At 39.6% G+C, this 25719-nt stretch carries 24 protein-coding genes; 10 read left to right on the top strand and 14 right to left on the bottom strand.

The window, feature by feature from the left end; genetic code table 11:
* Positions 1-154: 154 nt before the first annotated feature.
* From P375_RS01915 to rhlB, 11 genes are all read right to left on the bottom strand, one after another.
* Positions 155-1693: a YifB family Mg chelatase-like AAA ATPase gene (locus P375_RS01915; RefSeq protein ID WP_039133738.1), complete on the bottom strand. Its 1539-nt coding sequence runs from the start codon at positions 1691-1693 to the stop codon at positions 155-157.
* A 144-nt stretch (positions 1694-1837) separates the two neighbouring features.
* Positions 1838-2800, bottom strand: a complete 963-nt coding sequence (gene lipA, locus P375_RS01910) for a lipoyl synthase (protein WP_039093123.1) — start codon at positions 2798-2800, stop codon at positions 1838-1840.
* A gap of 9 nt (positions 2801-2809) precedes the next feature.
* On the bottom strand, positions 2810-3520 hold the full coding sequence (gene lipB / locus P375_RS01905) for a lipoyl(octanoyl) transferase LipB (protein ID WP_039133735.1): 711 nt from the start codon (positions 3518-3520) through the stop codon (positions 2810-2812).
* A 13-nt stretch (positions 3521-3533) separates the two neighbouring features.
* A complete protein-coding gene (ybeD, locus tag P375_RS01900) occupies positions 3534-3809 on the bottom strand; it encodes a DUF493 family protein YbeD (RefSeq protein ID WP_039133744.1) in 276 nt (91 codons plus the stop codon).
* Between the two features lie 216 nt (positions 3810-4025).
* Complete coding sequence (locus P375_RS01895) at positions 4026-5210, bottom strand: serine hydrolase (RefSeq protein WP_039133732.1); 1185 nt, start codon at positions 5208-5210, stop codon at positions 4026-4028.
* A gap of 22 nt (positions 5211-5232) precedes the next feature.
* A complete protein-coding gene (locus P375_RS01890) occupies positions 5233-6069 on the bottom strand; it encodes a septal ring lytic transglycosylase RlpA family protein (protein ID WP_039133729.1) in 837 nt (278 codons plus the stop codon).
* A 43-nt stretch (positions 6070-6112) separates the two neighbouring features.
* A complete protein-coding gene (gene rodA / locus P375_RS01885) occupies positions 6113-7225 on the bottom strand; it encodes a rod shape-determining protein RodA (RefSeq protein ID WP_013746146.1) in 1113 nt (370 codons plus the stop codon).
* Positions 7222-9132 carry a penicillin-binding protein 2 gene (mrdA, locus tag P375_RS01880; RefSeq protein ID WP_039133727.1) on the bottom strand — a complete coding sequence of 637 codons (1911 nt, stop codon included), beginning with the start codon at positions 9130-9132 and terminating at the stop codon, positions 7222-7224. The genes rodA and mrdA overlap by 4 nt, the downstream gene beginning before the upstream one ends.
* Positions 9133-9137: 5 nt before the next feature.
* Positions 9138-9608, bottom strand: a complete 471-nt coding sequence (gene rlmH / locus P375_RS01875; RefSeq protein ID WP_039133725.1) for a 23S rRNA (pseudouridine(1915)-N(3))-methyltransferase RlmH — start codon at positions 9606-9608, stop codon at positions 9138-9140.
* Positions 9609-9610: 2 nt separating this feature from the next.
* Positions 9611-9913: a ribosome silencing factor gene (gene rsfS, locus P375_RS01870; RefSeq protein WP_039133722.1), complete on the bottom strand. Its 303-nt coding sequence runs from the start codon at positions 9911-9913 to the stop codon at positions 9611-9613.
* 60 nt (positions 9914-9973) lie between these two features.
* On the bottom strand, positions 9974-11173 hold the full coding sequence (gene rhlB / locus P375_RS01865) for an ATP-dependent RNA helicase RhlB (protein ID WP_039133719.1): 1200 nt from the start codon (positions 11171-11173) through the stop codon (positions 9974-9976).
* Between the two features lie 163 nt (positions 11174-11336).
* On the opposite strand from rhlB, the gene rho reads away from it, so the two are divergent.
* The gene (gene rho / locus P375_RS01860; protein WP_013746151.1) at positions 11337-12599 is read left to right on the top strand and encodes a transcription termination factor Rho; all 1263 of its coding nucleotides are present in this window, start codon (positions 11337-11339) and stop codon (positions 12597-12599) included.
* A 146-nt stretch (positions 12600-12745) separates the two neighbouring features.
* On the opposite strand, the gene proA is transcribed toward rho, so the two are convergent.
* The 3 genes from proA to P375_RS01845 all read right to left on the bottom strand — a co-directional run bounded on the left by proA (position 12746) and on the right by P375_RS01845 (position 16411).
* Positions 12746-14005, bottom strand: a complete 1260-nt coding sequence (proA, locus tag P375_RS01855; RefSeq protein ID WP_039133716.1) for a glutamate-5-semialdehyde dehydrogenase — start codon at positions 14003-14005, stop codon at positions 12746-12748.
* 9 nt (positions 14006-14014) lie between these two features.
* Positions 14015-15109: a glutamate 5-kinase gene (gene proB, locus P375_RS01850; RefSeq protein WP_039133713.1), complete on the bottom strand. Its 1095-nt coding sequence runs from the start codon at positions 15107-15109 to the stop codon at positions 14015-14017.
* A 105-nt stretch (positions 15110-15214) separates the two neighbouring features.
* Positions 15215-16411, bottom strand: coding sequence for a sugar transporter (locus tag P375_RS01845; RefSeq protein WP_039133710.1), 1197 nt, complete (start codon positions 16409-16411; stop codon positions 15215-15217).
* A 199-nt stretch (positions 16412-16610) separates the two neighbouring features.
* On the opposite strand from P375_RS01845, the gene P375_RS01840 reads away from it, so the two are divergent.
* The 9 genes from P375_RS01840 (at position 16611) to rpoB (ending at position 25666) form a co-directional block, all read left to right on the top strand.
* Entirely contained in the window at positions 16611-17387 is a 777-nt protein-coding gene (locus tag P375_RS01840; protein ID WP_039133707.1) for a threonine/serine ThrE exporter family protein, read from the top strand.
* Position 17388: 1 nt separating this feature from the next.
* The gene (locus P375_RS01835) at positions 17389-17856 is read left to right on the top strand and encodes a threonine/serine exporter family protein (RefSeq protein WP_039133705.1); all 468 of its coding nucleotides are present in this window, start codon (positions 17389-17391) and stop codon (positions 17854-17856) included.
* Between the two features lie 143 nt (positions 17857-17999).
* Positions 18000-18416 (top strand): preprotein translocase subunit SecE, encoded by a 417-nt coding sequence (gene secE, locus P375_RS01830; protein WP_039133702.1) that lies wholly within the window; start codon positions 18000-18002, stop codon positions 18414-18416.
* A 2-nt stretch (positions 18417-18418) separates the two neighbouring features.
* A complete protein-coding gene (gene nusG / locus P375_RS01825) occupies positions 18419-18970 on the top strand; it encodes a transcription termination/antitermination protein NusG (protein ID WP_039133699.1) in 552 nt (183 codons plus the stop codon).
* A 107-nt stretch (positions 18971-19077) separates the two neighbouring features.
* Positions 19078-19506, top strand: a complete 429-nt coding sequence (gene rplK / locus P375_RS01820) for a 50S ribosomal protein L11 (protein WP_039133696.1) — start codon at positions 19078-19080, stop codon at positions 19504-19506.
* 3 nt (positions 19507-19509) lie between these two features.
* Positions 19510-20199 (top strand): 50S ribosomal protein L1, encoded by a 690-nt coding sequence (gene rplA, locus P375_RS01815; RefSeq protein WP_018346336.1) that lies wholly within the window; start codon positions 19510-19512, stop codon positions 20197-20199.
* Between the two features lie 258 nt (positions 20200-20457).
* Positions 20458-20955, top strand: a complete 498-nt coding sequence (gene rplJ / locus P375_RS01810) for a 50S ribosomal protein L10 (RefSeq protein WP_013746164.1) — start codon at positions 20458-20460, stop codon at positions 20953-20955.
* 52 nt (positions 20956-21007) lie between these two features.
* Positions 21008-21379, top strand: a complete 372-nt coding sequence (rplL, locus tag P375_RS01805) for a 50S ribosomal protein L7/L12 (RefSeq protein ID WP_013746165.1) — start codon at positions 21008-21010, stop codon at positions 21377-21379.
* 249 nt (positions 21380-21628) lie between these two features.
* Entirely contained in the window at positions 21629-25666 is a 4038-nt protein-coding gene (gene rpoB / locus P375_RS01800; RefSeq protein ID WP_039133691.1) for a DNA-directed RNA polymerase subunit beta, read from the top strand.
* Positions 25667-25719 lie beyond the last annotated feature (53 nt).

Raw genomic sequence — 25719 nt, 5'->3', positions numbered from 1 at the left:
ATCTGATAAATAAACTGATAATGAACCCATCAAGCTGAGCTTGGTGGGTTTTTTTAAGATTTTGTTAGGTAGAAGGTAGTACCTTTAAATTTAAGATGGCGACAAGTGGGGAAAGCTTCCTGTTGTGTTTGTGAAATTTGAGAATAATTGGCGGTTAAATGGCGTTATTGATATTAGCGGTTAAACGCTGTAATAATCGATCCATAGCACGATAACCTAGTGCTTCAGCTAGATGAATGCGTTGGATTTGTTCTTCACCTGCCAGATCGGCGATAGTGCGAGAAACTCGTAAAATGCGATGATAGGCTCTAACAGAAAGCCCTAACTTATTCAATGCATTTTCAAGAAAAATGGCATCATCTTGTATTAATTTGCAATATTGTTCGATCTCTTTGCCAGATAAATGGGCATTAATTTTTCCGCAACGAGAGAGTTGTTTTTTCCTCGCCTGTATCACGATATGTTTTAATTTTTCACTGTTGTTTTCGTCTTTAGGCAATTGTTGTAACGTGCCTTGAGGCAATAAAGGCACTTCAATTGAGAGATCAAATCGATCTAAAAAAGGGCCAGAAAGACGGTTGAGATAACGCATAATTTGTTGAGGAGATGTGCGGTTATGTGTGCCTTGATAATGCCCTGTTGGGCTAGGGTTCATTGCGGCAATGAGTTGAAATTTTGCTGGAAAGGTAACTTTAGCTGCCGTACGAGAGATAATAATTTCGCCACTCTCTAATGGCTCTCGCAAGGCATCAAGCACTTTTCGATCAAATTCCGGTAATTCATCTAAAAAAAGTACACCATTATGAGCAAGAGAAATTTCTCCCGGTTTAGGAATAGTGCCACCACCAACTAACGCCGCCATTGAGGCACTGTGATGTGGTGAGCGGAATGGGCGTTGTTTCCAATTATGATAATCCAAACGATGTTGAACCAGACTGTTAATTGCAGCGGTTTCAATTGCTTCCTGTTCCGTCATTTCCGGCAGCAGTGTTGTTAATCGACTTGCCAACATAGTTTTGCCTGTACCGGGTGGCCCTAAAAAGAGGAGATTATGCTGTCCGGCAGCTGCAATGAGTAAAGCTCGTTTAGCGTGTTGTTGTCCGATAATATCGGTCATATCCAGTAAATGTGTGTTTTCAGAATGGGATAGTGGCGGTAATTGTTGTGCTATCGGCAAATTTTGTTGCTGATTCAAAAAACTGACAACATCTAATAGCGAGTCGGCAAAATAGGTTTGTGTGTTGGCAACTAAGGTTGCTTCTTGTGCGTTCTGTTTAGCAATAATTAATTCACGTTTAGCATTATTTGCGGCTAAGATAGCTGGAATAACGCCTTGAACACTACGTAACTTGCCTGTTAGTGCTAGTTCTCCAATAAATTCAAAGGATTGTAGCTTTTGAGCATCGATTTGCCCTGAAGCTGCTAAGATACCTAATGCAATTGGTAAATCAAATCTTCCTCCTTCTTTCGGTAGATCTGCTGGTGCAAGATTAACGGTGATTCGTTGAGTCGGATAGATAAAATTAGCATTCATTAATGCACTACGAACACGATCTCGGGCTTCTTTTACTGTTGTTTCTGGTAGCCCAACCAAAGTTAATCCCGGTGCGCCGTTACTCATATGGACTTCAATTGTGATTAATGGTGCTTGTACGCCGATAGAGGCACGGCTGTAAACAACTGCTAATGACATAACATTCCTCAATGCAAAATAAGGACAAGCATAGAGAAAAAGTGCAAATATAGAAAAGCGTTGTGAGTAGTTTTGTGATGATGATCGAAAAAAGAAAATTTTGTGATAATGATGGGCGCTATTTTCTACCCATCATTAATGAAATTATTTAACTTCTACGCCTTTTGCTTGTAAGTCGGCGTGATAGGAGGAACGAACGAAAGGGCCACAAGCTGCGTGTTCAAATCCCATCGCTTTTGCTTTGCTTCTGAATTCGTCAAATTCACTTGGTGGCACATAACGTGCTACTGGTAAGTGGTGGCGACTTGGTTGTAAATATTGACCTAACGTTAACATTGTTACGCCATTATCACGTAAATCTTGCATTACTTGTAAAATTTCTTCGTTGGTTTCACCTAAGCCAACCATTAAGCCTGATTTAGTTGGAATGTTCGGGAACATTTGTTTAAATTCGCGCAGTAAGCGTAAAGACCATTGGTAATCTGCACCCGGACGAACTTCTTTATATAAGCGAGGAATATTTTCAAGGTTATGATTAAAAACATCCGGTGGATTTTGAGCTAATTTTTCAAGTGCTACTTCAATACGGCCACGAAAATCCGGCACCAAAATTTCAATTTTAATATTTGGATTTAAGGCGCGGATTTCTTTCACACATTCGGCAAAATGACCGGCTCCACCGTCACGAAGATCATCACGATCGACAGAAGTGATTACTACATAACGTAATCCCATATCGTGAATAGTTTGTGCCAATTTTTTTGGTTCTTCCGGATCAGGTGGTAACGGTTTGCCGTGTGCTACATCACAGAACGGGCAGCGACGAGTACAGATTGCGCCTAAAATCATAAAAGTTGCAGTGCCGTGATGGAAGCATTCAGCAAGGTTTGGGCAAGAGGCTTCTTCACATACAGAGTTCAAGCCGTTCTTACGCATTGCCTTTTTGATATTTAAGATTTTTTCAGTATTCGCTGGAAGTTTAATTTTCATCCATTCTGGCTTGGGTAATAGCTCTTGGTGCGGATCAATATTTTTTACTGGAATAATTGAAGTCTTAGCGGCATCACGATATTTAACGCCACGTTCCATTTTAAACGGAGTGCCCATATTTTTTCCTTATTGTGTGTTGTCCAGACCATCAACAAAGGTGAGTTGTTGATAGCCGATTAAGCGGGTGAAATGTTCGATTAATTTAGGTGCGACATCGGCACAGGTAATAGGTTCTTTAACAAAATCTTGTAGTTGACACATTTCCAAGCCGGCATAGCCGCAAGGATTAATGTTATGAAACGGCGAAAGATCCATATGAATATTAAAGGCTAATCCGTGGAATGAGCAACCTTTGCGGATACGTAAGCCGAGAGAACAGATTTTTTTGCCGTTGATATAAACACCCGGTGCATCCGGTTTTGGGTAGCCTTCAATGCCGTAATCAGCCAGCGTGTTCACTACGCATTGTTCCAGATCGGTAACTAAATCTCTTACTGAAAGCGGCGATTCTTTACCGGATAATTTATCAATCGCTTTGCGGCGTTTAATATCAACCAGAATGTACATCACTTGTTGCCCCGGTCCGTGGTAGGTAACTTGACCTCCTCGGTCGGATTTAACAATAGGAATGTTAGTTCTGGTTAAAATATGTTCCGGTTTTCCTGCTTGACCTTGGGTAAATACAGGAGGATGCTGTACTAGCCAGATTTCATCAATGGTGTCGGCAGTACGCTGATCAGTAAATTGTTGCATACGATGCCAAACAGTGTCATAAGGTTGCACACCAAGCTGACGAATAATCACTTTTTGCTTAATCTGTTCTATTGTACTTTCCATAGTACTACCTTGGTTATAACACCATTTTGACTAATTCAATTTCAGCCAATTCTTTATATAAACGTTCTATCTGTTCGATATTCTGAGCGTTAATGGTAAAGGAAACAGAGTGATATTTACCATTTCGGCTTGGCTTTACAGAAGGAGTGTAATCGCCCGGTGCGTGTTGTTGTACAACGGCAAGGACGCGATCAGTGAGTTCAGGATGTGCGAGTCCAACAACTTTGTATGGGAAATCACACGGGAATTCGAGTAAATCTTTAAGTTTTGGTTGTTCTTGTTGTTGCATAATTTCCTCTCTTAACATTGATTTTATCTTTGGATGCCGATTAACCTTGCCATTCACGACAGCAAAAGGTCATTTTTAAAAATAGCTGTACAACGCTCTGAGCGTTATTCTGCAAATTAAAACATCCAACAGATAATGGCATTTAACCCACCCTAAATAAGGTGGGTTAGCAAAATTTCAAGTCGTGGTGTTAAAAAAGTGTTAAGGAAGACTTATCTAACTAAACATACTTTTTACTGTAAGCACCAGCCAGTCCCACGCTTTGCCAAAGAAACCGGCTTCTTCAACATTGTTCATTACTTGAAGATCGGCTTTTTGAATATCTTTACCATCAAGTTGATAAACGATAGAACCGACAACTTGCCCCTGTTTTAACGGTGCTTCAAGGAATTTTTGATTGAGTTGGTAGCGTGCTTTAATGGCTTGACTTTTGCCTTTCGGAATAACTAAATAAACATCGGAAAGTGTGCCGAGTTTGATTTTGCTTTCTTTACCGTAATAAACCGGCTGTTCGGAAACAACTTGATTGGCAGCGAGCGGTTTCACATTCTCAAAATTGGCGAAGCCCCATTGCAATAGTTTTTTGCTTTCAATTTCACGGCCTTTAAACGAGTTGACACCCATAACCACCGAGATTAAACGCATATTATTGTTAACTGCGGAAGCGACTAAATTATAACCTGCTTCATCGGTATGTCCGGTTTTTAAGCCGTCAACAGTTAGGTTTTTATCCCATAATAAGCCATTACGGTTAGGTTGTTTGATATTATTGAAAGTGAACTCTTTTTCGGCATAAATATGATACTCTTCCGGTAAATCACGAATAATTCGTGCGCCGATAAGTGCCATATCTCGTGAGGTGGAGTATTGATTTTCGTGATCAAGACCGTGTACTGTTTCAAAGTGTGTATTCTTTAAGCCGAATTGATCGACATATTGATTCATCATATTGATGAAATTTGCTTGAGAGCCTGCAAGGTATTTTGCCATTGCTACGCAAGCATCATTTCCTGAAGCAATAATAATGCCCCGATTTAAGTCGGAAACGGAAACTTGTTGATTGACATTCAAAAACATTTTTGATGATCCTGGGAAATTTTTCCCCCAAGATTCTTCGTCAATCGTTACCATATCGGTATTATGGATTCTTCCCTCTTTCAAGGCTTGACCGATAACATAACTTGTCATCATTTTGGTTAATGATGCCGGATAATGTTTCTGATCTGGGTTGAGTGCCGCCAACACGGCACCGCTATTGTAATCCATCAAGATATAGGTTTGTGCGTTAATTTGCGGTGGAGCAATATCATAAAGACCTTCCGCAAAAGCAACAGAGATACTGGAAAAACCGAGTAAACCGGCAAAGGCGAGTTTTTTCAGTTTTTTAGAATACAACGACATTTTTTCATCCTTACAACGTTAATTAGTAGCGATAAGTATAGAGTTGACTATCCTCCGTCTGTAAACGAGAAAAAGCGAGTTTGATGCTGTTTACTTTATTGGGGTCGAGAACAGGCCCAATATGAATGTTATATTTATCCCCTTCTTGGGTAATTTCTGTTTTTATATCATCAATAGCTAATGCAGAAATTAGCTGTTCCGCTTTCTCTTTGCTTACAATGTTATTGGCAGTCAATCTAAATTGTTTGCTTACCCTTTGGTTATTAACAATAACGTTGTTCTCTTTCTGTGTATTAAGGCGAGAGGCAATGAGTGTTTTTCCGCCTTTACCAGAGAGATTACCGTTACGGTCAATAATCACCATATCAAGTTTTACATTAGCAACGCCGTGACTGGTCATTCCCAGTTCTTTGGCTGCTGCTTTTGATAGATCAATAATCCTATTTGAATGGAATGGACCTCGATCGTTAATTCTGACAACCACTTTTTTGTGATTGCGTAAGTTTGTTACCAGCACGTAACTGTTTAAAGGTAATGTTTTATGTGCTGCAGTAAACAGCTTTTCATTATAGACTTCACCGCTGGAGGTTTTTTGCCCCACAAATTTAGGATGATAAAAGCTAGCTTTTCCTTGTTTGGCATAAGTTTTAGCCTCTTTTGTGGAAACTGTGCGATAACGTACTCCTTTGACGGTGTAAGTTTTACTTTTTGTTTTTTTAGGATGATATTGCAGTTTCGGCCCTGCAATACCATAAATTTTTTTTGTTTCGTTATGTGTTCCTGTTTTGGCTATTGCAAAAGAACTTTGAAAAAGAAAAAGCAAAATAGCCAACATAGCAAAATGTTTCTTTAGTTTCATATTAAATATGTTCCCTAACTTTCTTTGATTGCTCAAATGGAAATTAGCTTCCATGAGAAAGCATTCGTCGATGTGTATGAATTGACATAATTAAGCCGAAACTAGCCATTAATGTCACAAACGATGTTCCACCATAGCTGACTAGCGGTAATGGAACACCAACAACAGGCAAAATACCACTCACCATACCAATATTAACAAAGACATAAACAAAGAATATCAATGTTAAAGCGCCGGTCAAAATTCGACCGAAGGCGTCTTGTGCTTTCGCACCAATGATTAATCCTCTCCCAATAATAAATAAGTAAATGATTAATAAAACGATAATCCCAATTAATCCGTACTCTTCACTTAATACTGCAAAAATAAAGTCAGTATGAGGCTCAGGTAGAAATTCTAACTGAGATTGTGTTCCCATCATCCAACCTTTACCGAACAAACCTCCTGAACCGATAGCGATTTTTGATTGAATAATGTGATACCCTGCACCTAAAGGATCTTTTTCAGGATCAAGCAGGGTTAATACCCGTGTTTTTTGGTAATCGTGCATTAAGTAAAACCATAACACGGGAATAAAACCGGCAACACCGATAACGGCTGTTGCGATCAATTTCCAACTCATTCCGGCAAGAAATACCACAAAAATGCCAGATGCCGCAACAAGAATAGACGTTCCTAAATCGGGCTGTATTGCCACCAATAGCGTAGGCGCAATAATTAAGGCTAAGGCAATGATAGTATTGCCGAAGCTGGGCGGTAATTGCCGTTTACCTAAAAAAGTCGCCACCATTAACGGCACCGACAATTTTATCAGTTCTGATGGCTGGAAGCGAAATAGCCCTAAATCCAACCAACGTTGTGCGCCTTTACTGGTTGTACCGATTAAATCTACCAAAATCAGCAAGATAATACCGACTAAATATAAGTACGGTGCTAATTTTTGATAGAAGCGGGGCGGCAGTTGTGCAAAAACAAATAGCACGGTAAACCCCATTGCTACCTGCATTATTCGATTATCGAACATTTTTTCACTGCCACCTGAAGCACTGTAAAGCACAATTAAACCATAAATTACCACGATTATTAAGCCTAAAAGTAGCTTTAAATCAATGTGCAATCTCTGCCACAAAGTCGTTATTGTATGCTTTTCTGTCATTGTGTCGATACTCCGCTTGGATTAACTGGGGATGTTTGTGGTTGATGCGCAAAATAATAATCAAAAATTTGTCTGACGATAGGTGCGGCATTACCAGAGCCTCCGCCAGCGTTTTCCATAATAATGGTTACAATTACTTCTGGATCATTAAATGGTGCATAAGCATTAAACCAAGCGTGATCGTGCAGGTGTTTAGACAAGTTTTTTGAGTTATAAGTTTCGTTCTCTTTTAAACTGAACACCTGTGCTGTCCCTGATTTGCCTGCCACTTTGTAAGGCGTGCCGGCAAATGCTTTACGCGCCGTGCCGTTTGGGCTGTTTACTACGCCGTACATTCCCTGTTTTGCAATATTCCAATAAGCCTCATTCGGTTCGGTAATATCAGGATACTGATGTTTATCTTGATAATGTTCGACCTGATTACCGATAATTTCTTGCATTAAATGTGGCGTATTGACTTTGCCGTTATTAATCAGGATTGATAAAGCCTTCGCCAACTGTAGCGGTGTTGCCGTCCAGTAGCCCTGTCCGATGCCGACCGGGATAGTATCTCCTTGAAACCACGGTTTTTTATAGCGTTTCTGTTTCCACGTTCTGGTTGGCATCACGCCGTTGGTTTCTTCTAAAATATCAACGCCGGTAGATTGTCCGAAACCAAATTTGGTCATCCAGTCTGATAGGCGATCAATGCCCATTTGATAAGCTACGTTATAGAAAAAAGTATCGGAAGATTCGGTAATCCCTTTGATAACGTTGGTGGCACCGTGTCCGGTTTTTAACCAATCGCGGAAACGTTTACTGGTATTGGGAATCATAAAATAGCCGGGATCATAGAAAGTGGTATTGGGTGTAATAACACCTTCGGTTAATGCGGCAACCGCAATAAAAGGTTTTACTGTTGATGCTGGTGGATAAGCACCTTGTAATGCACGACTGTATAATGGACGCTCTGGATTATTCAATAATCTTTGATAATTTTGATAGGAAATACCGTCCACGAATAGATTATTGTCATAGCTTGGTGTTGAAACCATCGCTAAAATGCTGCTGTCTTTTGGGTTCATTACCACGACCGCTGCTTTTTGATTGCCGAGGAGATTAAAAATATAACGTTGTAAATCAACATCTAAGGTTAAACGAATATTTTTACCAGCAACAGCAGGTTGTTCACGTAATTTACGAATAACTTTGCCTTGGCTGTTCACTTCCACCTCTTCAAAACCGACTTGACCGTGTAGTTCATCTTCATAATAACGTTCAATACCGAGTTTGCCGATGTCGTGTGTGCCAGAATAATTGGCTTCTTTTTCTTCTTGTTTCAAGCGTTCAACATCACGGTCATTAATTCGTGCAACATAACCGAGAATATGTGTGAGTGGCTCGCCATATAGATAATGTCTTTTAAAATAAGGCTTTACTTCTAAACTTGGAAATGCATATTGATTAACGGAAAAACGTGCAATTTGATCTTCGCTTAAATCAGCTTTTAATAAAATCGGTGTATAACGTTGTGAACGGCGACGTTCTTTTTTAAAAGCATCAATATCGTCATCAGTCAAGCCAACAATTTGCCGTAATTGATTGAATGTTTGTTCTAAATTATCCACTTTTTCCGGTATGATGTATAAACCGAAAAACGTGAGGTTTTCCGCTAAGATTTTGTTATTTCTATCATAAATAATGCCACGAGTTGGGGCAATAGGTAGTAGTTTAATACGGTTACCGTTGGAACGTGTTTGGTAGGTGTCGTAATTAACAACCTGTAAATTGTATAAATTCGTTAAAAGTACTCCGGTGAGAATGAGTACACCGATAAATGAAATTAATGCACGACGAGCAAACAGATTGCTTTCTGCTTGATTGTCACGAATAGTCTCTTTTTCTTGCAAAAATTTCATTAATTTCATCTGGATTATTCTCGATGATAGGGGTGATTGGCAGTTAAACTCCAAGCGCGATATAAACTTTCTGCAACTACAATACGTACTAAAGGGTGCGGCATAGTGAGTGCAGAAAGTGACCAACTGCGTTCAGCAGCCTGTTTGCACTCAGGAGATAAACCTTCAGGTCCACCGATTAATAAACAGACATCACGCCCGTCCTGTTTCCAACTTTCAAGTTGTTGTGCTAATTGAGGTGTTGTCCAAGTCTTACCGGGAATATCAAGGGTTACAATTAAGCTATTTTTAGGGCAAGCTGCTAGCATTGCCTCGCCTTCTTTCTCTAAAATGCGTTTTATATCTGCGTTTTTTCCGCGTTTACCGGCAGGAATTTCAATTAACTCTAAGGGTAAATCTTTCGGGAAGCGGCGTTGATATTCAATAAAACCTTCATTAACCCAAGTAGGCATTTTTGTACCTACGGCAATTAACTGTAATTTCATTTTTATGCCCACAGTTTTTCTAATTGGTAAAGAGAACGAGCCTCTTCTTGCATAATATGTACCATCACTTGCCCAAAATCGACCACAATCCAGTCGCTAGTATTAAAGCCTTCTGCACCGAAACTCTCAATTTGATGTTTTTTACAATAAGCAATCAAATTTTCAGCTAGAGAGGCGACGTGGCGACTCGAATTACCAGTACAGATTATAAGATCATCGGTGATCGGAGATTTTCCTTTTACATTAAGTACTAAAATATCTTTTGCTTTTAGATTGTCCAGTTGTTCGACAATAGTTTCTAACACGTAAAAACCCTTTTTTGGTTAAAAAATAGTCCTAATTAAAATTTTAAGGCGCGAATTGTATCACGATCTTGCTTTGCGTGGAAATTTCCGTTTAGGAAGTGGCAAGAGTGCGGATGAATCGTAATGACTGACCGGAATGGAATGTCCAATGTATTGTTCAATCGCTGGCAGATTAACCGCATAATCTTCACAAGCAAAACTGATTGAAATTCCGTTTTCTCCGGCACGTCCAGTTCGACCGATACGGTGTACATAATCTTCATAGTCATCGGGTAAATCATAATTGAAAACGTGCGTTACTTGCGGAATGTGTAATCCTCTAGCAGCAACATCCGTAGCAACAAGAATATCTAGTTGTCCATTAGCAAATTGTTCTAGTAAGTCAAAACGTTTTTTCTGAGGAACATCGCCAGTTAATAAGCCGACCCTTAGTTGATCAGCAACTAAATATTGCCAAATTTTTTCACATTGATGCTTGGTATTAGCAAAAATGATGCAACGTTCTGGCCATTCTTCTTCTATAAGCGTTAATAGTAATCTCATTTTGTCTTGATTAGATGGATAAAACAGTTCTTCTTTTATTGTATCCGCTGTTTTATACATCGATTCAATTTCAATGTAATGTGGATCATTCATATCTTCAAATGCTAACTCGCGAACTTTAAATGAGAGTGTGGCGGAAAATAACATTGTTAGGCGTTCACTTGGTGGTGGGCAATGGCGTAAAATGTATCGAATGTCGCGGATAAAGCCGAGGTCAAACATTCTATCTGCTTCATCAAGCACGATACATTGAATGTGGTTAAGAGAAATAATACGCTGTTTTATATAATCAATTACACGACCGGTTGTACCGATCAGAATATTGACACCTTGTTGTAAAACTTGAAGTTGTTTGTCGTAACCATCGCCGCCATAAGCTAAACCAAGTTTTAATCCTGTTGTTTGCGCAAAATGTTGAGCATCATGATAAATTTGTACGGCAAGCTCACGTGTCGGTGCGAGGATAATGGCAGCTAATGTATGGTGTGATGATGGTTCTTGAATGAGTTTCTGAAAAAGTGCAGTTAAAAAGGCAACAGTTTTCCCTGTTCCTGTTTGTGCTTGTCCAGCAATATCTCTGCCTGCTAATGAGTAAGGCAAGGAATTGGCTTGAATCGGTGTGCAATACTCCATTCCCATTTTTTGCAAGGCTGAGAGGATGTTTGGATGAAGATTAAAATCACTGAATTTTGTTGAAGTTAAATATTGATGTTCCATAATAAATTAAAAAATCTCTGCTAAATAGGCTGAATTCGGTGAGAAATTCTACTCTAAAACTGGACATTAGTCTTATTTAATGGTAACTTTGCGCCATTAAATTTTTCTCATATCCAACTTTACAATTCGTTTTTTAATCTAATCTAACAACATTTCAGTCATTATGAATTTAACAGAATTAAAAAATATGCCCGTTTCTGAGCTAGTTAAATTAGGCGAAGAACAAATGGGGCTAGAAAATTTAGCACGTCTAAGAAAACAGGACATTATTTTTGCTATTTTAAAGCAGCATTCAAAGAGCGGAGAAGACATCTTTGGAGATGGTGTTTTGGAAATTTTGCCAGACGGTTTCGGTTTTTTGCGTTCCGCAGATAGTTCTTATTTGGCTGGACCAGATGATATTTATGTTTCGCCGAGTCAGATTCGCCGTTTTAATTTACGTACTGGGGATATGATTGAGGGTAAAATCAGACCGCCCAAAGAAGGTGAACGTTATTTTGCTTTATTGAAAGTGAATCAAGTCAATGACGACCGTCCTGAAATTTCTCGTAATAAAATCCTATTTGAAAATTTAACTCCGCTTCACGCTAATTACCGTTTAAGAATGGAACGCGGTAATGGTTCAACCGAAGATTTAACCGCACGTATTCTTGATTTGGCAGCACCAATTGGTAAAGGTCAACGTGCGTTAATCGTTGCACCACCAAAAGCAGGTAAAACAATGTTTTTGCAAAACATTGCACAAAGCATCACTTATAACTATCCGGAATGTATTTTAATGGTGTTGTTGATTGACGAACGTCCAGAAGAAGTGACTGAAATGCAACGTTTAGTGAAGGGTGAAGTGGTAGCTTCTACTTTTGATGAACCAGCAGCACGCCACGTTCAAGTGGCTGAAATGGTGATTGAAAAAGCAAAACGTTTGGTTGAGCATAAAAAAGATGTGGTAATTTTGTTAGATTCCATAACACGTTTGGCGCGTGCTTACAACACGGTAACACCGGCTTCGGGCAAAGTATTGTCTGGCGGGGTGGATGCAAATGCCTTGCATCGCCCTAAACGTTTCTTTGGTGCTGCGCGTAATGTTGAAGAAGGTGGTAGTTTAACAATTATTGCTACCGCATTGGTCGATACCGGTTCTAAGATGGATGAAGTGATTTACGAGGAGTTTAAAGGCACGGGTAATATGGAGCTTCATCTTTCTCGTAAAATTGCAGAAAAACGCGTCTTCCCAGCAATTGATTTCAATAGTTCTGGTACACGTAAAGAAGAGTTGCTTACTACTCCAGATGAATTACAAAAAATGTGGATTTTACGCAAAATTGTGCATCCTATGGGTGAAATTGAAGCGATGGAATTCTTAATTGATAAATTATCAATGACTAAAACCAATGAAGAATTTTTTGAAGCGATGAAACGCTCTTAGTTAAAAAATATTTTGATAAAAACCACCTTATTTTGTTTTGAACATAGAGATAAATAGGGTGGTTTTTTTATGAATAAATTACTATGTAACATTTTTTCTATTTATCAGAATAATCTATAAATCCCCGCCCTTTAAGGCGGGGGATGTTAAGCTCTGGTGGCGTAATCGCCTTGGCAGATCCATTTGTAGGTGGTGAGTGCTTCCAATCCCATCGGGCCTCGAGCGTGCAGTTTTTGAGTGCTGACCGCAACTTCTGCACCTAAGCCGAACTCGCCTCCGTCAGTGAAGCGTGTACTTGCATTGAGATAAACAGCAGCTGAGTCAACCTGTTGGACGAATTGCATTAATCGTTGTGGATTTTGACTTAAAATGCCGTCAGAGTGTTGACTTCCATAGCGGCGGATATGAGCGATTGCTTGATTAATATCTTTCACGATCACTACATTCAAATCGTAAGATAACCACTCTTCAGAGAGAGAGTTTTCTTGCAAAGTATGTACGCGATCACAATGTTGTTGCAGAATTGCTTTAGCTGTCGCATCAGCGTGGAAGTTGATGTTCGGCGTTTTAGCATAAGCAGCAAGTTTAGGTAAGAAAGTTTCAGCAATACTTTCTTGAACCAATAAAGTTTCTAACGTATTACAGGTGCTAGGGCGTTGCGTTTTAGCGTTATGAATAACTGCTAATGCTTTTTCAAGATTAGCGCTTTCTTCAACAAAAAGATGGCAAACGCCAATACCGCCGACTATTACAGGAATAGTGGATTGTTCTTTGCATAGTTTGTGTAAACCAGCACCACCACGAGGAATAATCATATCGATATAACGATCAAGTTTTAATAATTGTGTGATTAAGTTTCGATCCGGATTAGTAATTACTTGTACTGTAGTTGCTGGTAGTTGAGCTTGAATCAATGCCTGTTGAATGATCTCAACTAAAATCTTATTGCTGTGAGTAGTTTCTTTACCGCCACGCAAAATAACAGCATTTCCAGTTTTTAAGCATAAGCAGGCAACATCTACGGTAACATTTGGTCTGGCCTCATAAATTACACCGATAACGCCTATCGGCACACGTTTACGCTGAATGTGAATACCACTATCCAACTCAGCACCGTCAATAATATTTCCAATTGGATCAGTGAGAGAAATAATATGTTTTACTTCATGAATAATATTGTCCAAGCGACTTTCTGTAAGGAGTAGTCGATCGATTAATGCTTCGCTAAGCCCTTGTTGGCGCGCATTTTCAATATCTTTAGCATTGGCGGCAAGAATATCACTCTGACGATCTTTTAATTGTTCGGCAATTTTTGCCAAAGCACTGTTTTTTTGTTGATGAGAGAGCGTTGCAAGCTGATAAGAAGCCTGTTTGGCTTGTTGCCCTATTTGTTGTAAATCTATCATTTCCATTCCTTATAATAAAACGAGATCGTCACAATGCACTACTACCGATCCATATTCATAACCTAGAATATCGTTAATTTTGCTTGATTGTTGCCCTTTAATACGTTGCAGTGCATCGCTGTTATAGCGCACCATTGCTCTGGCTAAAGCTTTACCCTGCTGGTTTTGTAACAGTACCACTTCTCCGCGAGAAAAAGTACCTTCAACAATACGAATCCCAGCCGGTAGTAATGATTTATGTTGTATCGTCAATGCCTGCTCTGCACCATTATCGACCGTTATATAACCGGTAATCGGTGCGGCAAATAACCACTGTTTACGGCTTTCGACACCATGTGACGCTACTGTAAATTTTGTGCCGATTTCTAAATTATGGGCTAAATCAATAATCACATTCTTACGTCCGCCAGGTGCGATAATGGTTTCGATACCGGAACGAGTAGCAATATCGGCAGCGGTAATTTTTGTAGACATTCCTCCGGTGCCTAAGCCGGACACGCTTCCGCCGGCAATTGCTTTGGTATCTTCAGTAATTTTCTCTACAACAGGAATCAGTTTTGCATTTGGGTTATTGCGTGGGTCGCAATTGAATAAACCTTGTTGGTCGGTTAATAAATAGAGCTGATCAGCGTGTGCTAAAATTGCAGTTAATGCTGAGAGATTGTCATTATCACCGACTTTAATTTCTGCTGTTGCCACGGCATCATTTTCATTGATTACAGGGATAATCTGATTTTCTAACATTGCCATTAGTGTGTCGCGTGCATTAAGAAAACGTTCTCGATCTTCAAAGTCAGCACGAGTTAATAGAACTTGCCCGATTTTAATATCATAAATTTGGAATAGCTGCTCCCAAGTTTGAATGAGCTGGCTTTGACCAACGGCAGCTAATAACTGTTTAGAGGCAATTGTTGCCGGTAATTGCGGATTGTTCAGATAATAACGACCGGCAGCAACTGCACCGGAAGTGACAATAATAAGACGATAGCCTTGCTGATGTAGCGTGGCACATTGACGTACGATTTCAAGCATATGTGGTCGATTCAGTTTTGATGAGCCCTGAGTCAGTACGCTGGTACCGAATTTTAAGACAATAGTTTTCATAATAACGAGTGATTGATTTGAAAGCGATTAAGTTAGCATTAAATACTTTAAAAAGCGAATAAAAGTCAACGTGTTTAAGATATAGGAGGTACGTTTTCGGACACGCTAATTTTTATGCGGTATTTTTACTAACGTATGTGCAAATTTGAGCTGTATAAAGATAAACCAGAGTACTGCAATAATGGCTAGGAGTGCACCGATTGAACCAATATAACTCAGTCCTAAATAGTGCATTACCTGATTGCCTATCAACGCACCTGCACCAATACCAACATTATAGATACCGGAAAAAATAGATGTTGCTACATCAGTTGCATCGGGAGACAGTTGTAGAACACGCATTTGCATACCTAAACCGAGAGCTGAGATGCCGATCCCCCATATAAATACTAATAAAAATATCGCTGTTGAATGTGTTCCGATTTGGTTTAATAGTGCGAGAGACAGCAGTAATATCAGCATCGAACTGAGTAGAAATTTATTTGGGTTAAGATGATAAAAAAGGTTAAACAATAGACTGGCGACTAAGCCAGATAACCCAAAAATTAATAATGCTGCTGTTGCTACATTGTCAGAGATATGACTGATTTGTATCATAAACGGTTCAATGTAGCTGTAAGCCGTGAAGTGGGCGGCAATCACAATGGCAGTGAGTAGATAAATACCCATTAACATTGGACGGCGAGCTAATATTGGCAAACTTTCGATTGAACCCGCGTTTTTACTTGGCAGGTGAGGAAGTAATTTAGCAATAGTGATCATAATGATTATCGCAGCGATGGCTATAATGGCGAAGGTAGTGCGCCAGCTTAACCATTGCCCTATCACTCTGCCCAGTGGTAAACCAAGAACCATTGCTAATGCTGTACCCATTTCCAATAAACCTAATGCCTGAGTGCGCTTATCTCGTGGTGCAACACGCATTACTAAGGAAGCTGTGATTGACCAAAATATTGAATGAGTTAGGGCGATACCGGCTCGGGACAATAATAAAATCCAATAGTTCCAAGCACAGGCGGATATGATATGACAAGCAATAAAAACAATAAAGAGCTTAACCAGTAAACTACGTCGCTCCAATGCTGAAGTCATTAACATACAAGGCAATGACATTAATGCAACAATCCAAGCATATACAGTGATCATCAAGCCTACTTCGGAAATCGGCATATGAAAGCTGCCAGCAATATCGCTTAAGAGCGCGACAGGAATATATTCTGTGGTATTGAATACAAAAGCAGCAAATGCCATTACAATGACACGAGTATATTCAATACGGCGAACAACATTTTTGGCTAACATCTAAATTAACTGTTCCTATTTTTTATTTATTGTATTTCTGAGCGTCGGCTAATAGTAGTACTTAATGAAAACTTCGTATACTGATTTTTCATTTATTCAGAGTAGAAAAATGTAGCTTTAAAAAGGTTTGATCTGGGTTAAGTGTTGTTAAGGAAAGTTTCTTTTATAATAGCGACTCAAAATTTATAGGGTAAAAAGTATGGCTAAATTATCACAAGAAGATCAGCAAGAGATAACGCGACTTTGCGCTAAAGCGGCATTGTTAATGTTGCAGTATGGCGCAGAAAGTATTTTAGTCGATCAGGCTGCGACTAGATTAGGAATGGCTTTGGGAATGGATAGCGTTGAATGTGCTTTAACACCGAATGCAATTGTTGTCACTACACGTTATCAGGATCATTGTATTACCACAACTAGAAGAAATTATGATAGCGGAATTAATATGGCGGTAGTGACACAGGTTCAGCGCATAATAATTGCGGCTGAACATAAAATTTATGGTATATATCAAGTACATAAAAAGTTAGAGCAAGTGAAACCGTTGAAATATAATCGCTGGTTTGTCGTGTTAATGGTGGGATTGTCCTGTGCCAGTTTTGCTAGATTGGCTGGAGGTGATGTAATGATCTCTTTTATTACTTTTTGGGCTTCTGCAGTGGCAATGTTTGTCAGACAGGAGATTGGTAAACGTCATTATAATCCGTTAATTAACTTCTCGGTAACCGCTTTTGTGGCTTCCTGTATTTCCGGTCAAGCATTACTTCATCATCTAGGAAACGCTCCTGAAATTGCTTTAGCATCGAGCGTATTATTATTGGTTCCCGGTTTTCCATTAATTAATTCACTTTCAGATGTATTAAAAGGATATGTCAGTATGGGAATCAGTCGTTGGGCAGTTGCGACAGTACTGACATTCGGAGCTTGTATTGGTATCGTGTTTGCATTAGCGTTTCTGCATATTAATGCTTGGGGGTAAAATGGATATTTTATTAACATTGCTAGATGATCTTTTTTTTGCTGCGATACCGGCGGTCGGTTTTGCTTTAATTTTTAATGTACCTCCTAAGGCTTTGAAATATTGTGCTACTCTAGGTGCATTGGGGCATTGTTTTAGAACTGTTCTGGTGAATTATTGTGATGTTCCAGTAGTTTTCAGCACATTTTTTGCGGCAGCATTGATCGGTTTTATTGGAGTTTATCTTTCACAACGTTTTTTGGCTCATCCGAAAGTGTTTACTGTTGCTGCTATTATTCCGATGATTCCCGGTGTTTATGCTTATAAAGCAATGATTGCGATTGTACAAATTCACCATTACAGCTATAGCGAAGCGTTATTGGCACAGGCATTGGAATATTTCATTAAAACCGGTTTTATTCTTGCAGCGTTGGTATTTGGTTTGGCACTGCCAGGACAACTCTTCTACCGCAGAAAACCTGTGGTTTAAAGATAGAATGCGCTTTTATGGTGTGATTGAGCAAAAATTAAAACAACAAATAATTTTTGTATGAAAACTGGCAATAAAATGCTAGAATTGCGAGCTTAAAAAATCTCCCTATAAGTTAGTTATTAGGTTTTAGTGGGTTTAGAATGAGTGTAGAAATCGAGAAAAAGAAAGCATCTGCATCCTCGGTAGAGGATGGAGTGAAAAGCAAAGGGCTTAATAGCACATTATGGATTGGCTGTGTGATATTAGTTCTTATTGCAGCGGTCGGTAATATCTATTTTGGTGATCAATTCTCTTCTGTTGTGCGTGTTCCAGCAATGGTTGTGCTATTGTTGTTGGCATTATTTGTTGCGGCAATCACTAATCAGGGAACTATTGCAAGAACATTTTTAAAAGAATCTCGCATTGAGTTAAGAAAAATTATTTGGCCTACTCGCCAAGAAGCAACACAAACTACGTTAATCGTAATGGGAGTAACAGTAGTCGTTTCTTTAATTTTGTGGGGATTAGATTCGATCATTGTTTCTTTGATTAACTTTATCACCAACTTGAGGTTCTAATTATGAGTGAAAATACAACACAAAAACGTTGGTATGTGTTGCAGGCGTTTTCAGGTTTTGAATCACGTGTTGCAACTGTATTGCGTGAATATATTAAGTTGCACAATATGGAAGAGCTGTTCGGTGAAGTGTTAGTTCCAACTGAAGAAGTTGTTGAAAATGTGGGTGGAAAACGCAGAAAGAGTGAAAGAAAATTTTTCCCGGGCTATGTATTGGTTCAAATGGTAATGAATGATGATACTTGGCATTTAGTGCGTAGTGTTCCTAGAGTGATGGGATTTATCGGCGGAACACCGGATAATCCAGCACCAATTTCCAATCGTGAAGCAGAAATGATCCTAAATCGTTTAGAGCAGAGCAGCGATAAACCAAGACCAAAAACAATGTTCCAGCCTGGAGAAGAGGTGCGTGTTAAAGAAGGACCATTTGCCGACTTTAATGGAACAGTAGAAGAAGTGGACTATGAAAAGAGCCGCTTGAAAGTGTCCGTTTCTATTTTCGGTCGAGCAACACCTGTCGAATTGGATTTTAGTCAAGTTGAAAAATTGAGCTAATTTTTTAACTGATTTACTTGAAAAACGCTATTTCTTTATTTAGAATAGCGAGCTTTTGAAACAACGGGGAGCTGAAAAGCGTTATCACCCATAACGAGGAAATTAAAATGGCAAAGAAAGTTCAAGCCTACGTTAAGTTGCAAGTTGCAGCAGGTATGGCTAACCCTTCACCACCAGTTGGTCCAGCATTAGGTCAACAAGGTGTGAATATTATGGAATTCTGTAAAGCATTCAACGCGCGTACTGAAAGCTTAGAAAAAGGTTTACCGATTCCTGTTGTTATTACTGTTTATGCAGACCGTTCTTTTACTTTTATCACTAAAACTCCTCCGGCAGCAGTATTATTGAAAAAAGCAGCTGGTATTAAATCTGGTTCAGGTAAACCGAACAAAGATAAAGTGGGTAAAGTAACTCGTCAACAAGTCCGTGAAATTGCAGAACTTAAAGCGGCTGATATGACTGGTGCAACAATTGAAACTAAGATGAAATCTATTGAAGGTACTGCACGTTCAATGGGTTTGGTAGTGGAGGACTAATCAATGGCTAAACTAACCAAACGTATGAAAGCGATCAAAGCAGCAGTAGATTCAACTAAAGCGTACGAAATTAACGAAGCGGTTGCTTTATTAAAACAATTGGCAACAGCTAAATTTGTTGAAAGTGTTGATGTAGCTGTAAATTTAGGTATTGATGCGCGTAAGTCAGATCAAAACGTTCGTGGTGCAACTGTATTGCCACACGGAACAGGTCGTTCTGTACGTGTTGCAGTATTTACACAGGGTGCAAATGCTGAAGCAGCTAAAGAAGCTGGCGCTGATTTAGTAGGTATGGAAGATTTAGCAGATCAAGTGAAAAAAGGCGAAATGAACTTCGACGTAGTTATCGCTTCTCCGGATGCGATGCGTGTTGTTGGTCAATTAGGTCAAATCCTTGGTCCACGTGGTTTAATGCCAAACCCTAAAGTGGGTACTGTAACTCCAAATGTTGCAGAAGCTGTTAAGAATGCAAAATCCGGTCAGGTTCGTTACCGTAATGATAAAAACGGTATCATCCACACTACTATCGGTAAAGCAAACTTTGAAGCTGATCAAATCAAAGAAAACTTACAAGCATTGTTGGCTGCATTAAACAAAGCAAAACCAAGCACAGCGAAAGGTGTTTACATCAAGAAAGTGAGCCTTTCAACAACTATGGGTGCTGGTGTTGAAATCGATCAAAGCAGCTTATAATCTGCTTTACTTTGTCGTAGGTTATCTCTATAATCTACGACCTTAACTTTTTAGTAAGATTCTGGTTGGTGCTTGACCTATTCAAGCCTCATCCAAGACCGTAGGGGAAAGTAATTTCTTAATTATCCTACGTAGATGGTGTACAGATAAGAATTTTTCTGCTTCTGGCACCGAAATTCGTCCCTTTCTGTTAAGTTGTCAGATAGGGTTTTTTATGTCTAGGAAACTAGATTGATGTATTTCAGGAGCTAAAAGCCAATGGCATTAAATCTTCAAGATAAACAAGCAGTTGTTGCTGAAGTAAGCGAAGTTGCCAAGGGTGCGTTATCTGCTGTTGTTGCCGATTCTCGCGGTGTAACAGTAGACAAAATGACTGAATTACGTAAATCAGCTCGTGAAGCTGGCGTGTATATGCGTGTTGTACGTAATACTTTATTACGTCGTGCCGTAGAAGGTAGCGCATTTGAATGCATGAAAGATACGTTTAAAGGTCCGACTCTTATCGCATTCTCTAACGAACATCCAGGTGCTGCAGCACGTTTGTTCAAAGAATTTGCTAAAGCAAACGATAAGTTCGAAATTAAAGGCGCAGCCTTTGAAGGTGAGTTCATCGAAGCAAAAGCTATCGATCGTCTAGCAACTCTACCAACATACGAAGAAGCAATTGCACGTTTAATGGGTACAATGAAAGAAGCTGCGGCTGGAAAACTTGTACGTACTATTGCGGCGATTCGCGATCAAAAAGAAGCTGCTTAATATTAGCGGTTTATTGGTTTAAAACTTTTACTTATTTTAGGAAACGATTGTTATGTCATTAACTAACGAACAAATCATTGAAGCAATTGCTGAAAAATCAGTAATGGAAATTGTAGAACTTATCTCTGCAATGGAAGAAAAATTCGGTGTTTCTGCAGCGGCAGCAGCAGTAGCAGTAGCAGCAGGCGGTGACGCAGCGGCAGCAGAAGAAAAAACTGAATTTGATGTTGTATTAGCAGAAGCTGGTGCAAACAAAGTTGCAGTAATCAAAGCAGTTCGTAGCGCAACTGGTTTAGGATTAAAAGAAGCTAAAGACTTAGTTGAATCTGCACCTGCAACCTTGAAAGAAGGTCTTGCTAAAGCAGAAGCTGAAGCTCTTAAGAAAGATCTAGAAGAAGCTGGTGCGAAAGTTGAAATTAAATAATTGATATTATTTGATTTTTAGCAAAAATGGCTGGTGATTTTATCATCAGCCATTTTGTGCCTTTCAGAAACTATGAGAAATTACCGTTTAACGCTCATAGTTGTAGTGAAAATGAAGTCAGTGATGACGGAATTTAAGTTATTGTTTTTTATATAAAACAATCCTAACGGTATCAATTTTACACTGCCACCTTGTATAATACAGCGAGAGTGTGTGGATTGTGGGTCTGAACAGCAAGCAGAGGAACCTATGGTTTACTCCTATACCGAGAAAAAACGTATTCGTAAAGACTTCGGCAAACGTCCGCAAGTTCTAAATATCCCTTATTTATTAACTATCCAAATAGACTCTTTCGAGAAGTTTATCCAGAAAGATCCTGAAGGTCAGCAAGGTTTAGAGGCTGCATTCCGTTCAGTATTTCCAATTGTGAGCAACAATGGTAATACTGAGTTGCAATATGTAGATTATAAGTTAGGTGAGCCTGTATTTGATGTTAGAGAATGCCAAATTCGAGGCACAACTTATGCAGCGCCATTACGTGTGAAACTACGCCTTGTTAGCTATGACAAAGATGCTGCACCCGGCACAGTAAAAGACATAAAAGAACAAGATGTGTATATGGGTGAAATTCCATTGATGACCGATAATGGTACATTTGTGATCAATGGAACAGAGCGTGTTATTGTTTCTCAGTTACACCGTAGTCCGGGCGTATTCTTTGATAGCGACAAAGGTAAAACACATTCTTCAGGAAAAATTTTATATAACGCACGAATTATTCCTTATCGTGGTTCGTGGTTAGATTTTGAATTTGATCCGAAAGATAATCTCTTTGCGCGTATTGACCGCCGCCGTAAATTGCCGGCAACAATCATTTTGCGTGCATTAGGTTATACAACCGAAGAAATTTTAAATTTATTCTTCGAAAAAATTGTATTTGAAATTAAAGATAATCAATTATTAATGACCTTAGTTCCGGACAGATTGCGTGGTGAAACCGCAACATTTGATATCGAAGCTAATGGTAAAGTGTATGTCGAACGTGGTCGCCGTATTACTGCGCGTCATATTCGTCAATTAGAGAAAGATGGTGTTACTCAGGTTGTTGTTCCACCGGAATACATTGTTGGCAAAGTTGCCGCTAAAGATTATGTAGATTTAACCACTGGCGATATTATTTGTCCGGCAAATGCGGAATTAAGTTTAGAATTATTGGCGAATTTAAGCCAAGCCGGTTATAACACAATCGAAACCCTATTCACCAATGATCTTGATTATGGTCCATATATTTCAGAAACATTAAGAGTAGATCCATCTTACGATCGTCTTAGTGCTTTAGTTGAAATTTATCGTATGATGCGTCCGGGTGAGCCGCCTACAAAAGAAGCGGCGGAAGGATTATTTGATAATCTCTTCTTCTCATCAGATCGTTACGATCTTTCTGCGGTCGGACGTATGAAATTTAACCGTTCTTTAGATATCCCTGAAGGCGAAGGCACAGGTATCCTAAGTAAAGAAGATATTATCCTTGTAATGAAGAAATTAATCGACATTCGTAACGGTCGAGGTGAAGTGGATGATATTGACCATTTAGGAAATCGTCGTATCCGTTCAGTGGGCGAAATGGCAGAAAACCAATTCCGTATCGGTTTGGTACGTGTTGAACGTGCGGTTAAAGAACGTCTTTCATTAGGCGATCTTGATTCTGTTACTCCGCAGGATTTAATCAATGCAAAACCAATTTCAGCAGCGGTTAAAGAATTCTTTGGTTCATCACAGCTTTCTCAGTTTATGGATCAAAACAACCCGCTTTCAGAAGTTACTCATAAACGCCGTATTTCTGCATTAGGTCCGGGTGGTTTAACCCGTGAACGTGCCGGCTTTGAAGTGCGTGACGTTCACGCAACTCACTATGGTCGTGTTTGTCCGATCGAAACCCCTGAAGGTCCGAATATCGGTTTGATTAACTCATTATCCGTTTATGCGCGTACCAATGATTACGGTTTCTTAGAAACACCATATCGTAAAGTGGTTAACGGTCAGGTAACTGAAGAAATTGAATATTTGTCTGCAATTGAAGAAGGTAATTATGTTATTGCGCAGGCAAACTCTAATTTGGATGAAAATTTCCGCTTTACCGACACTTTCGTTACTGCACGTGGTGAGCACGGTGAATCCGGTTTATATCGTCCGGAAGAGATCCAATATATGGATATTTCAACCCAACAGATCGTATCTGTTGCGGCAGCGTTGATCCCGTTCCTAGAGCACGATGATGCGAACCGTGCTTTGATGGGAGCGAACATGCAACGTCAAGCAGTGCCTACATTAAGATCCGATAAACCATTAGTCGGAACCGGTATTGAAAAAGCAGTTGCGGTGGATTCCGGGGTAACAGTGGTTGCTAAACGTGGTGGTTATATTCAATACATTGATGCTTCTCGTATCGTGGTTAAAGTGAATGAAGATGAAACCATTCCGGGTGAAGCTGGTATTGATATTTATAATTTAACTAAATACACCCGTTCAAACCAAAATACCTGTATTAACCAAGTGCCTTGTGTTTCTTTAGGGGAACCTATCGGACGTGGCGAAGTGTTGGCAGACGGTCCGTCAACTGACTTAGGTGAATTGGCATTAGGTCAGAATATGCGCGTGGCGTTTATGCCTTGGAACGGTTATAACTTCGAAGACTCAATGTTAGTTTCCGAACGTGTGGTTCAGGAAGATCGTTTCACCACTATCCATATTCAGGAACTTTCCTGTATTGCTCGTGATACGAAATTAGGTGCGGAAGAAATCACTGCGGATATTCCGAATGTCGGCGAAGCGGCATTAAGCAAACTGGATGAATCCGGTATCGTTTATATCGGTGCGGAAGTAAAAGGCGGCGATATTCTTGTAGGTAAAGTGACACCAAAAGGTGAAACACAACTTACGCCTGAAGAAAAATTATTACGTGCTATCTTCGGTGAAAAAGCGTCTGATGTAAAAGATTCTTCATTACGTGTACCGAACAGCACCACAGGTACTGTTATCGATGTTCAAGTGTTTACACGCGACGGTGTAGATAAAGATAAACGTGCGTTAGAAATCGAAGAAATGCAGTTAAAACAAGCGAAGAAAGATTTAACTGCGGAATTGGATATTCTTGAAGCCGGTTTATTTACTCGCGTGCGTAATTTATTGTTGGCGAACGGATTTAGTGCCGATAAGCTTGAACAGATGGATCGTATGAAATGGCTTGAACAATCTCTTGCAGATGAAGAGAAACAAGCTCAGTTGGAACAGCTTTCCGAACAATTGGATGAGTTACGCAAAGAATTTGATCATAAATTAGAGGTTAAACGTAATAAGATTATCCAAGGTGATGATCTTGCACCGGGTGTGTTGAAAGTCGTTAAAGTATATCTTGCGGTGAAACGTCAAATTCAGCCGGGAGATAAAATGGCAGGTCGCCACGGTAACAAAGGGGTTATCTCTAAGATTAATCCGATTGAAGATATGCCATATGATGAAAACGGACAACCAGTGGATATCGTGTTGAACCCATTAGGGGTACCATCTCGTATGAATATCGGTCAGATCCTGGAAACTCACTTAGGCTTTGCGGCAAAAGGTATCGGTGATCAGATTAACCGTATGATCAAAGAGAAACAGGAAGTTGCCAAATTACGTGAATATATCCAAAAAGCGTATGACTTAGGCGATGCTTGTCAAAAAGTGGATCTCAGCACCTTTACTGATGAAGAAGTGATGCGTTTGGCGCAAAACTTGCGTAAAGGCTTACCTCTTGCAACACCGGTGTTTGATGGTGCGGAAGAGAAAGAGATTAAAGGCTTGTTGGAATTAGCAGGTTTACCAACTTCCGGACAGATTACACTTTATGACGGTCGTACCGGTGAGAAATTTGAGCGTCCGGTAACTGTAGGTTATATGTATATGCTCAAATTGAACCACTTAGTTGACGATAAAATGCACGCTCGTTCAACCGGTTCTTATAGTCTTGTTACACAACAACCTCTTGGTGGTAAAGCACAATTCGGTGGTCAACGTTTCGGTGAAATGGAAGTTTGGGCATTGGAAGCATACGGTGCTGCCTATACCTTACAAGAGATGTTGACGGTTAAATCGGATGACGTGAACGGTCGTACCAAGATGTATAAAAATATCGTTGACGGTACTCACCAAATGGATCCGAGTATGCCTGAATCATTTAATGTATTGCTTAAAGAAATTCGTTCTTTGGCAATTAATATTGATTTGGACGACGAACAAGCTGAATAATCAAGTTCAAAATTAGCCCAAGTGCGGTATAAGCCGCACTTGAATTAAGTTTA

The organism is Gallibacterium genomosp. 2, assembly GCF_000771895.1.
GTDB lineage: Bacteria > Pseudomonadota > Gammaproteobacteria > Enterobacterales > Pasteurellaceae > Gallibacterium.
The sequence above is the reverse complement of the archived record's forward strand: the minus strand, read 5'-3'. Positions and strand labels throughout refer to the sequence as shown.

Bases quoted from the DNA above. Each gene is read 5' to 3' on its own strand.
- P375_RS01915 (WP_039133738.1), bottom strand. From the start codon at position 1,693: ATGTCATTAGCAGTTGTTTACAGCCGTGCCTCTATCGGCGTACAAGCA.
- lipA (WP_039093123.1), bottom strand. From the start codon at position 2,800: ATGGGCACTCCGTTTAAAATGGAACGTGGCGTTAAATATCGTGATGCC.
- lipB (WP_039133735.1), bottom strand. From the start codon at position 3,520: ATGGAAAGTACAATAGAACAGATTAAGCAAAAAGTGATTATTCGTCAG.
- ybeD (WP_039133744.1), bottom strand. From the start codon at position 3,809: ATGCAACAACAAGAACAACCAAAACTTAAAGATTTACTCGAATTCCCG.
- P375_RS01895 (WP_039133732.1), bottom strand. From the start codon at position 5,210: ATGTCGTTGTATTCTAAAAAACTGAAAAAACTCGCCTTTGCCGGTTTA.
- P375_RS01890 (WP_039133729.1), bottom strand. From the start codon at position 6,069: ATGAAACTAAAGAAACATTTTGCTATGTTGGCTATTTTGCTTTTTCTT.
- rodA (WP_013746146.1), bottom strand. From the start codon at position 7,225: ATGACAGAAAAGCATACAATAACGACTTTGTGGCAGAGATTGCACATT.
- mrdA (WP_039133727.1), bottom strand. From the start codon at position 9,132: ATGAAATTAATGAAATTTTTGCAAGAAAAAGAGACTATTCGTGACAAT.
- rlmH (WP_039133725.1), bottom strand. From the start codon at position 9,608: ATGAAATTACAGTTAATTGCCGTAGGTACAAAAATGCCTACTTGGGTT.
- rhlB (WP_039133719.1), bottom strand. From the start codon at position 11,173: ATGGAACATCAATATTTAACTTCAACAAAATTCAGTGATTTTAATCTT.
- rho (WP_013746151.1), top strand. From the start codon at position 11,337: ATGAATTTAACAGAATTAAAAAATATGCCCGTTTCTGAGCTAGTTAAA.
- proA (WP_039133716.1), bottom strand. From the start codon at position 14,005: ATGATAGATTTACAACAAATAGGGCAACAAGCCAAACAGGCTTCTTAT.
- proB (WP_039133713.1), bottom strand. From the start codon at position 15,109: ATGAAAACTATTGTCTTAAAATTCGGTACCAGCGTACTGACTCAGGGC.
- P375_RS01845 (WP_039133710.1), bottom strand. From the start codon at position 16,411: ATGTTAGCCAAAAATGTTGTTCGCCGTATTGAATATACTCGTGTCATT.
- P375_RS01840 (WP_039133707.1), top strand. From the start codon at position 16,611: ATGGCTAAATTATCACAAGAAGATCAGCAAGAGATAACGCGACTTTGC.
- P375_RS01835 (WP_039133705.1), top strand. From the start codon at position 17,389: ATGGATATTTTATTAACATTGCTAGATGATCTTTTTTTTGCTGCGATA.
- secE (WP_039133702.1), top strand. From the start codon at position 18,000: ATGAGTGTAGAAATCGAGAAAAAGAAAGCATCTGCATCCTCGGTAGAG.
- nusG (WP_039133699.1), top strand. From the start codon at position 18,419: ATGAGTGAAAATACAACACAAAAACGTTGGTATGTGTTGCAGGCGTTT.
- rplK (WP_039133696.1), top strand. From the start codon at position 19,078: ATGGCAAAGAAAGTTCAAGCCTACGTTAAGTTGCAAGTTGCAGCAGGT.
- rplA (WP_018346336.1), top strand. From the start codon at position 19,510: ATGGCTAAACTAACCAAACGTATGAAAGCGATCAAAGCAGCAGTAGAT.
- rplJ (WP_013746164.1), top strand. From the start codon at position 20,458: ATGGCATTAAATCTTCAAGATAAACAAGCAGTTGTTGCTGAAGTAAGC.
- rplL (WP_013746165.1), top strand. From the start codon at position 21,008: ATGTCATTAACTAACGAACAAATCATTGAAGCAATTGCTGAAAAATCA.
- rpoB (WP_039133691.1), top strand. From the start codon at position 21,629: ATGGTTTACTCCTATACCGAGAAAAAACGTATTCGTAAAGACTTCGGC.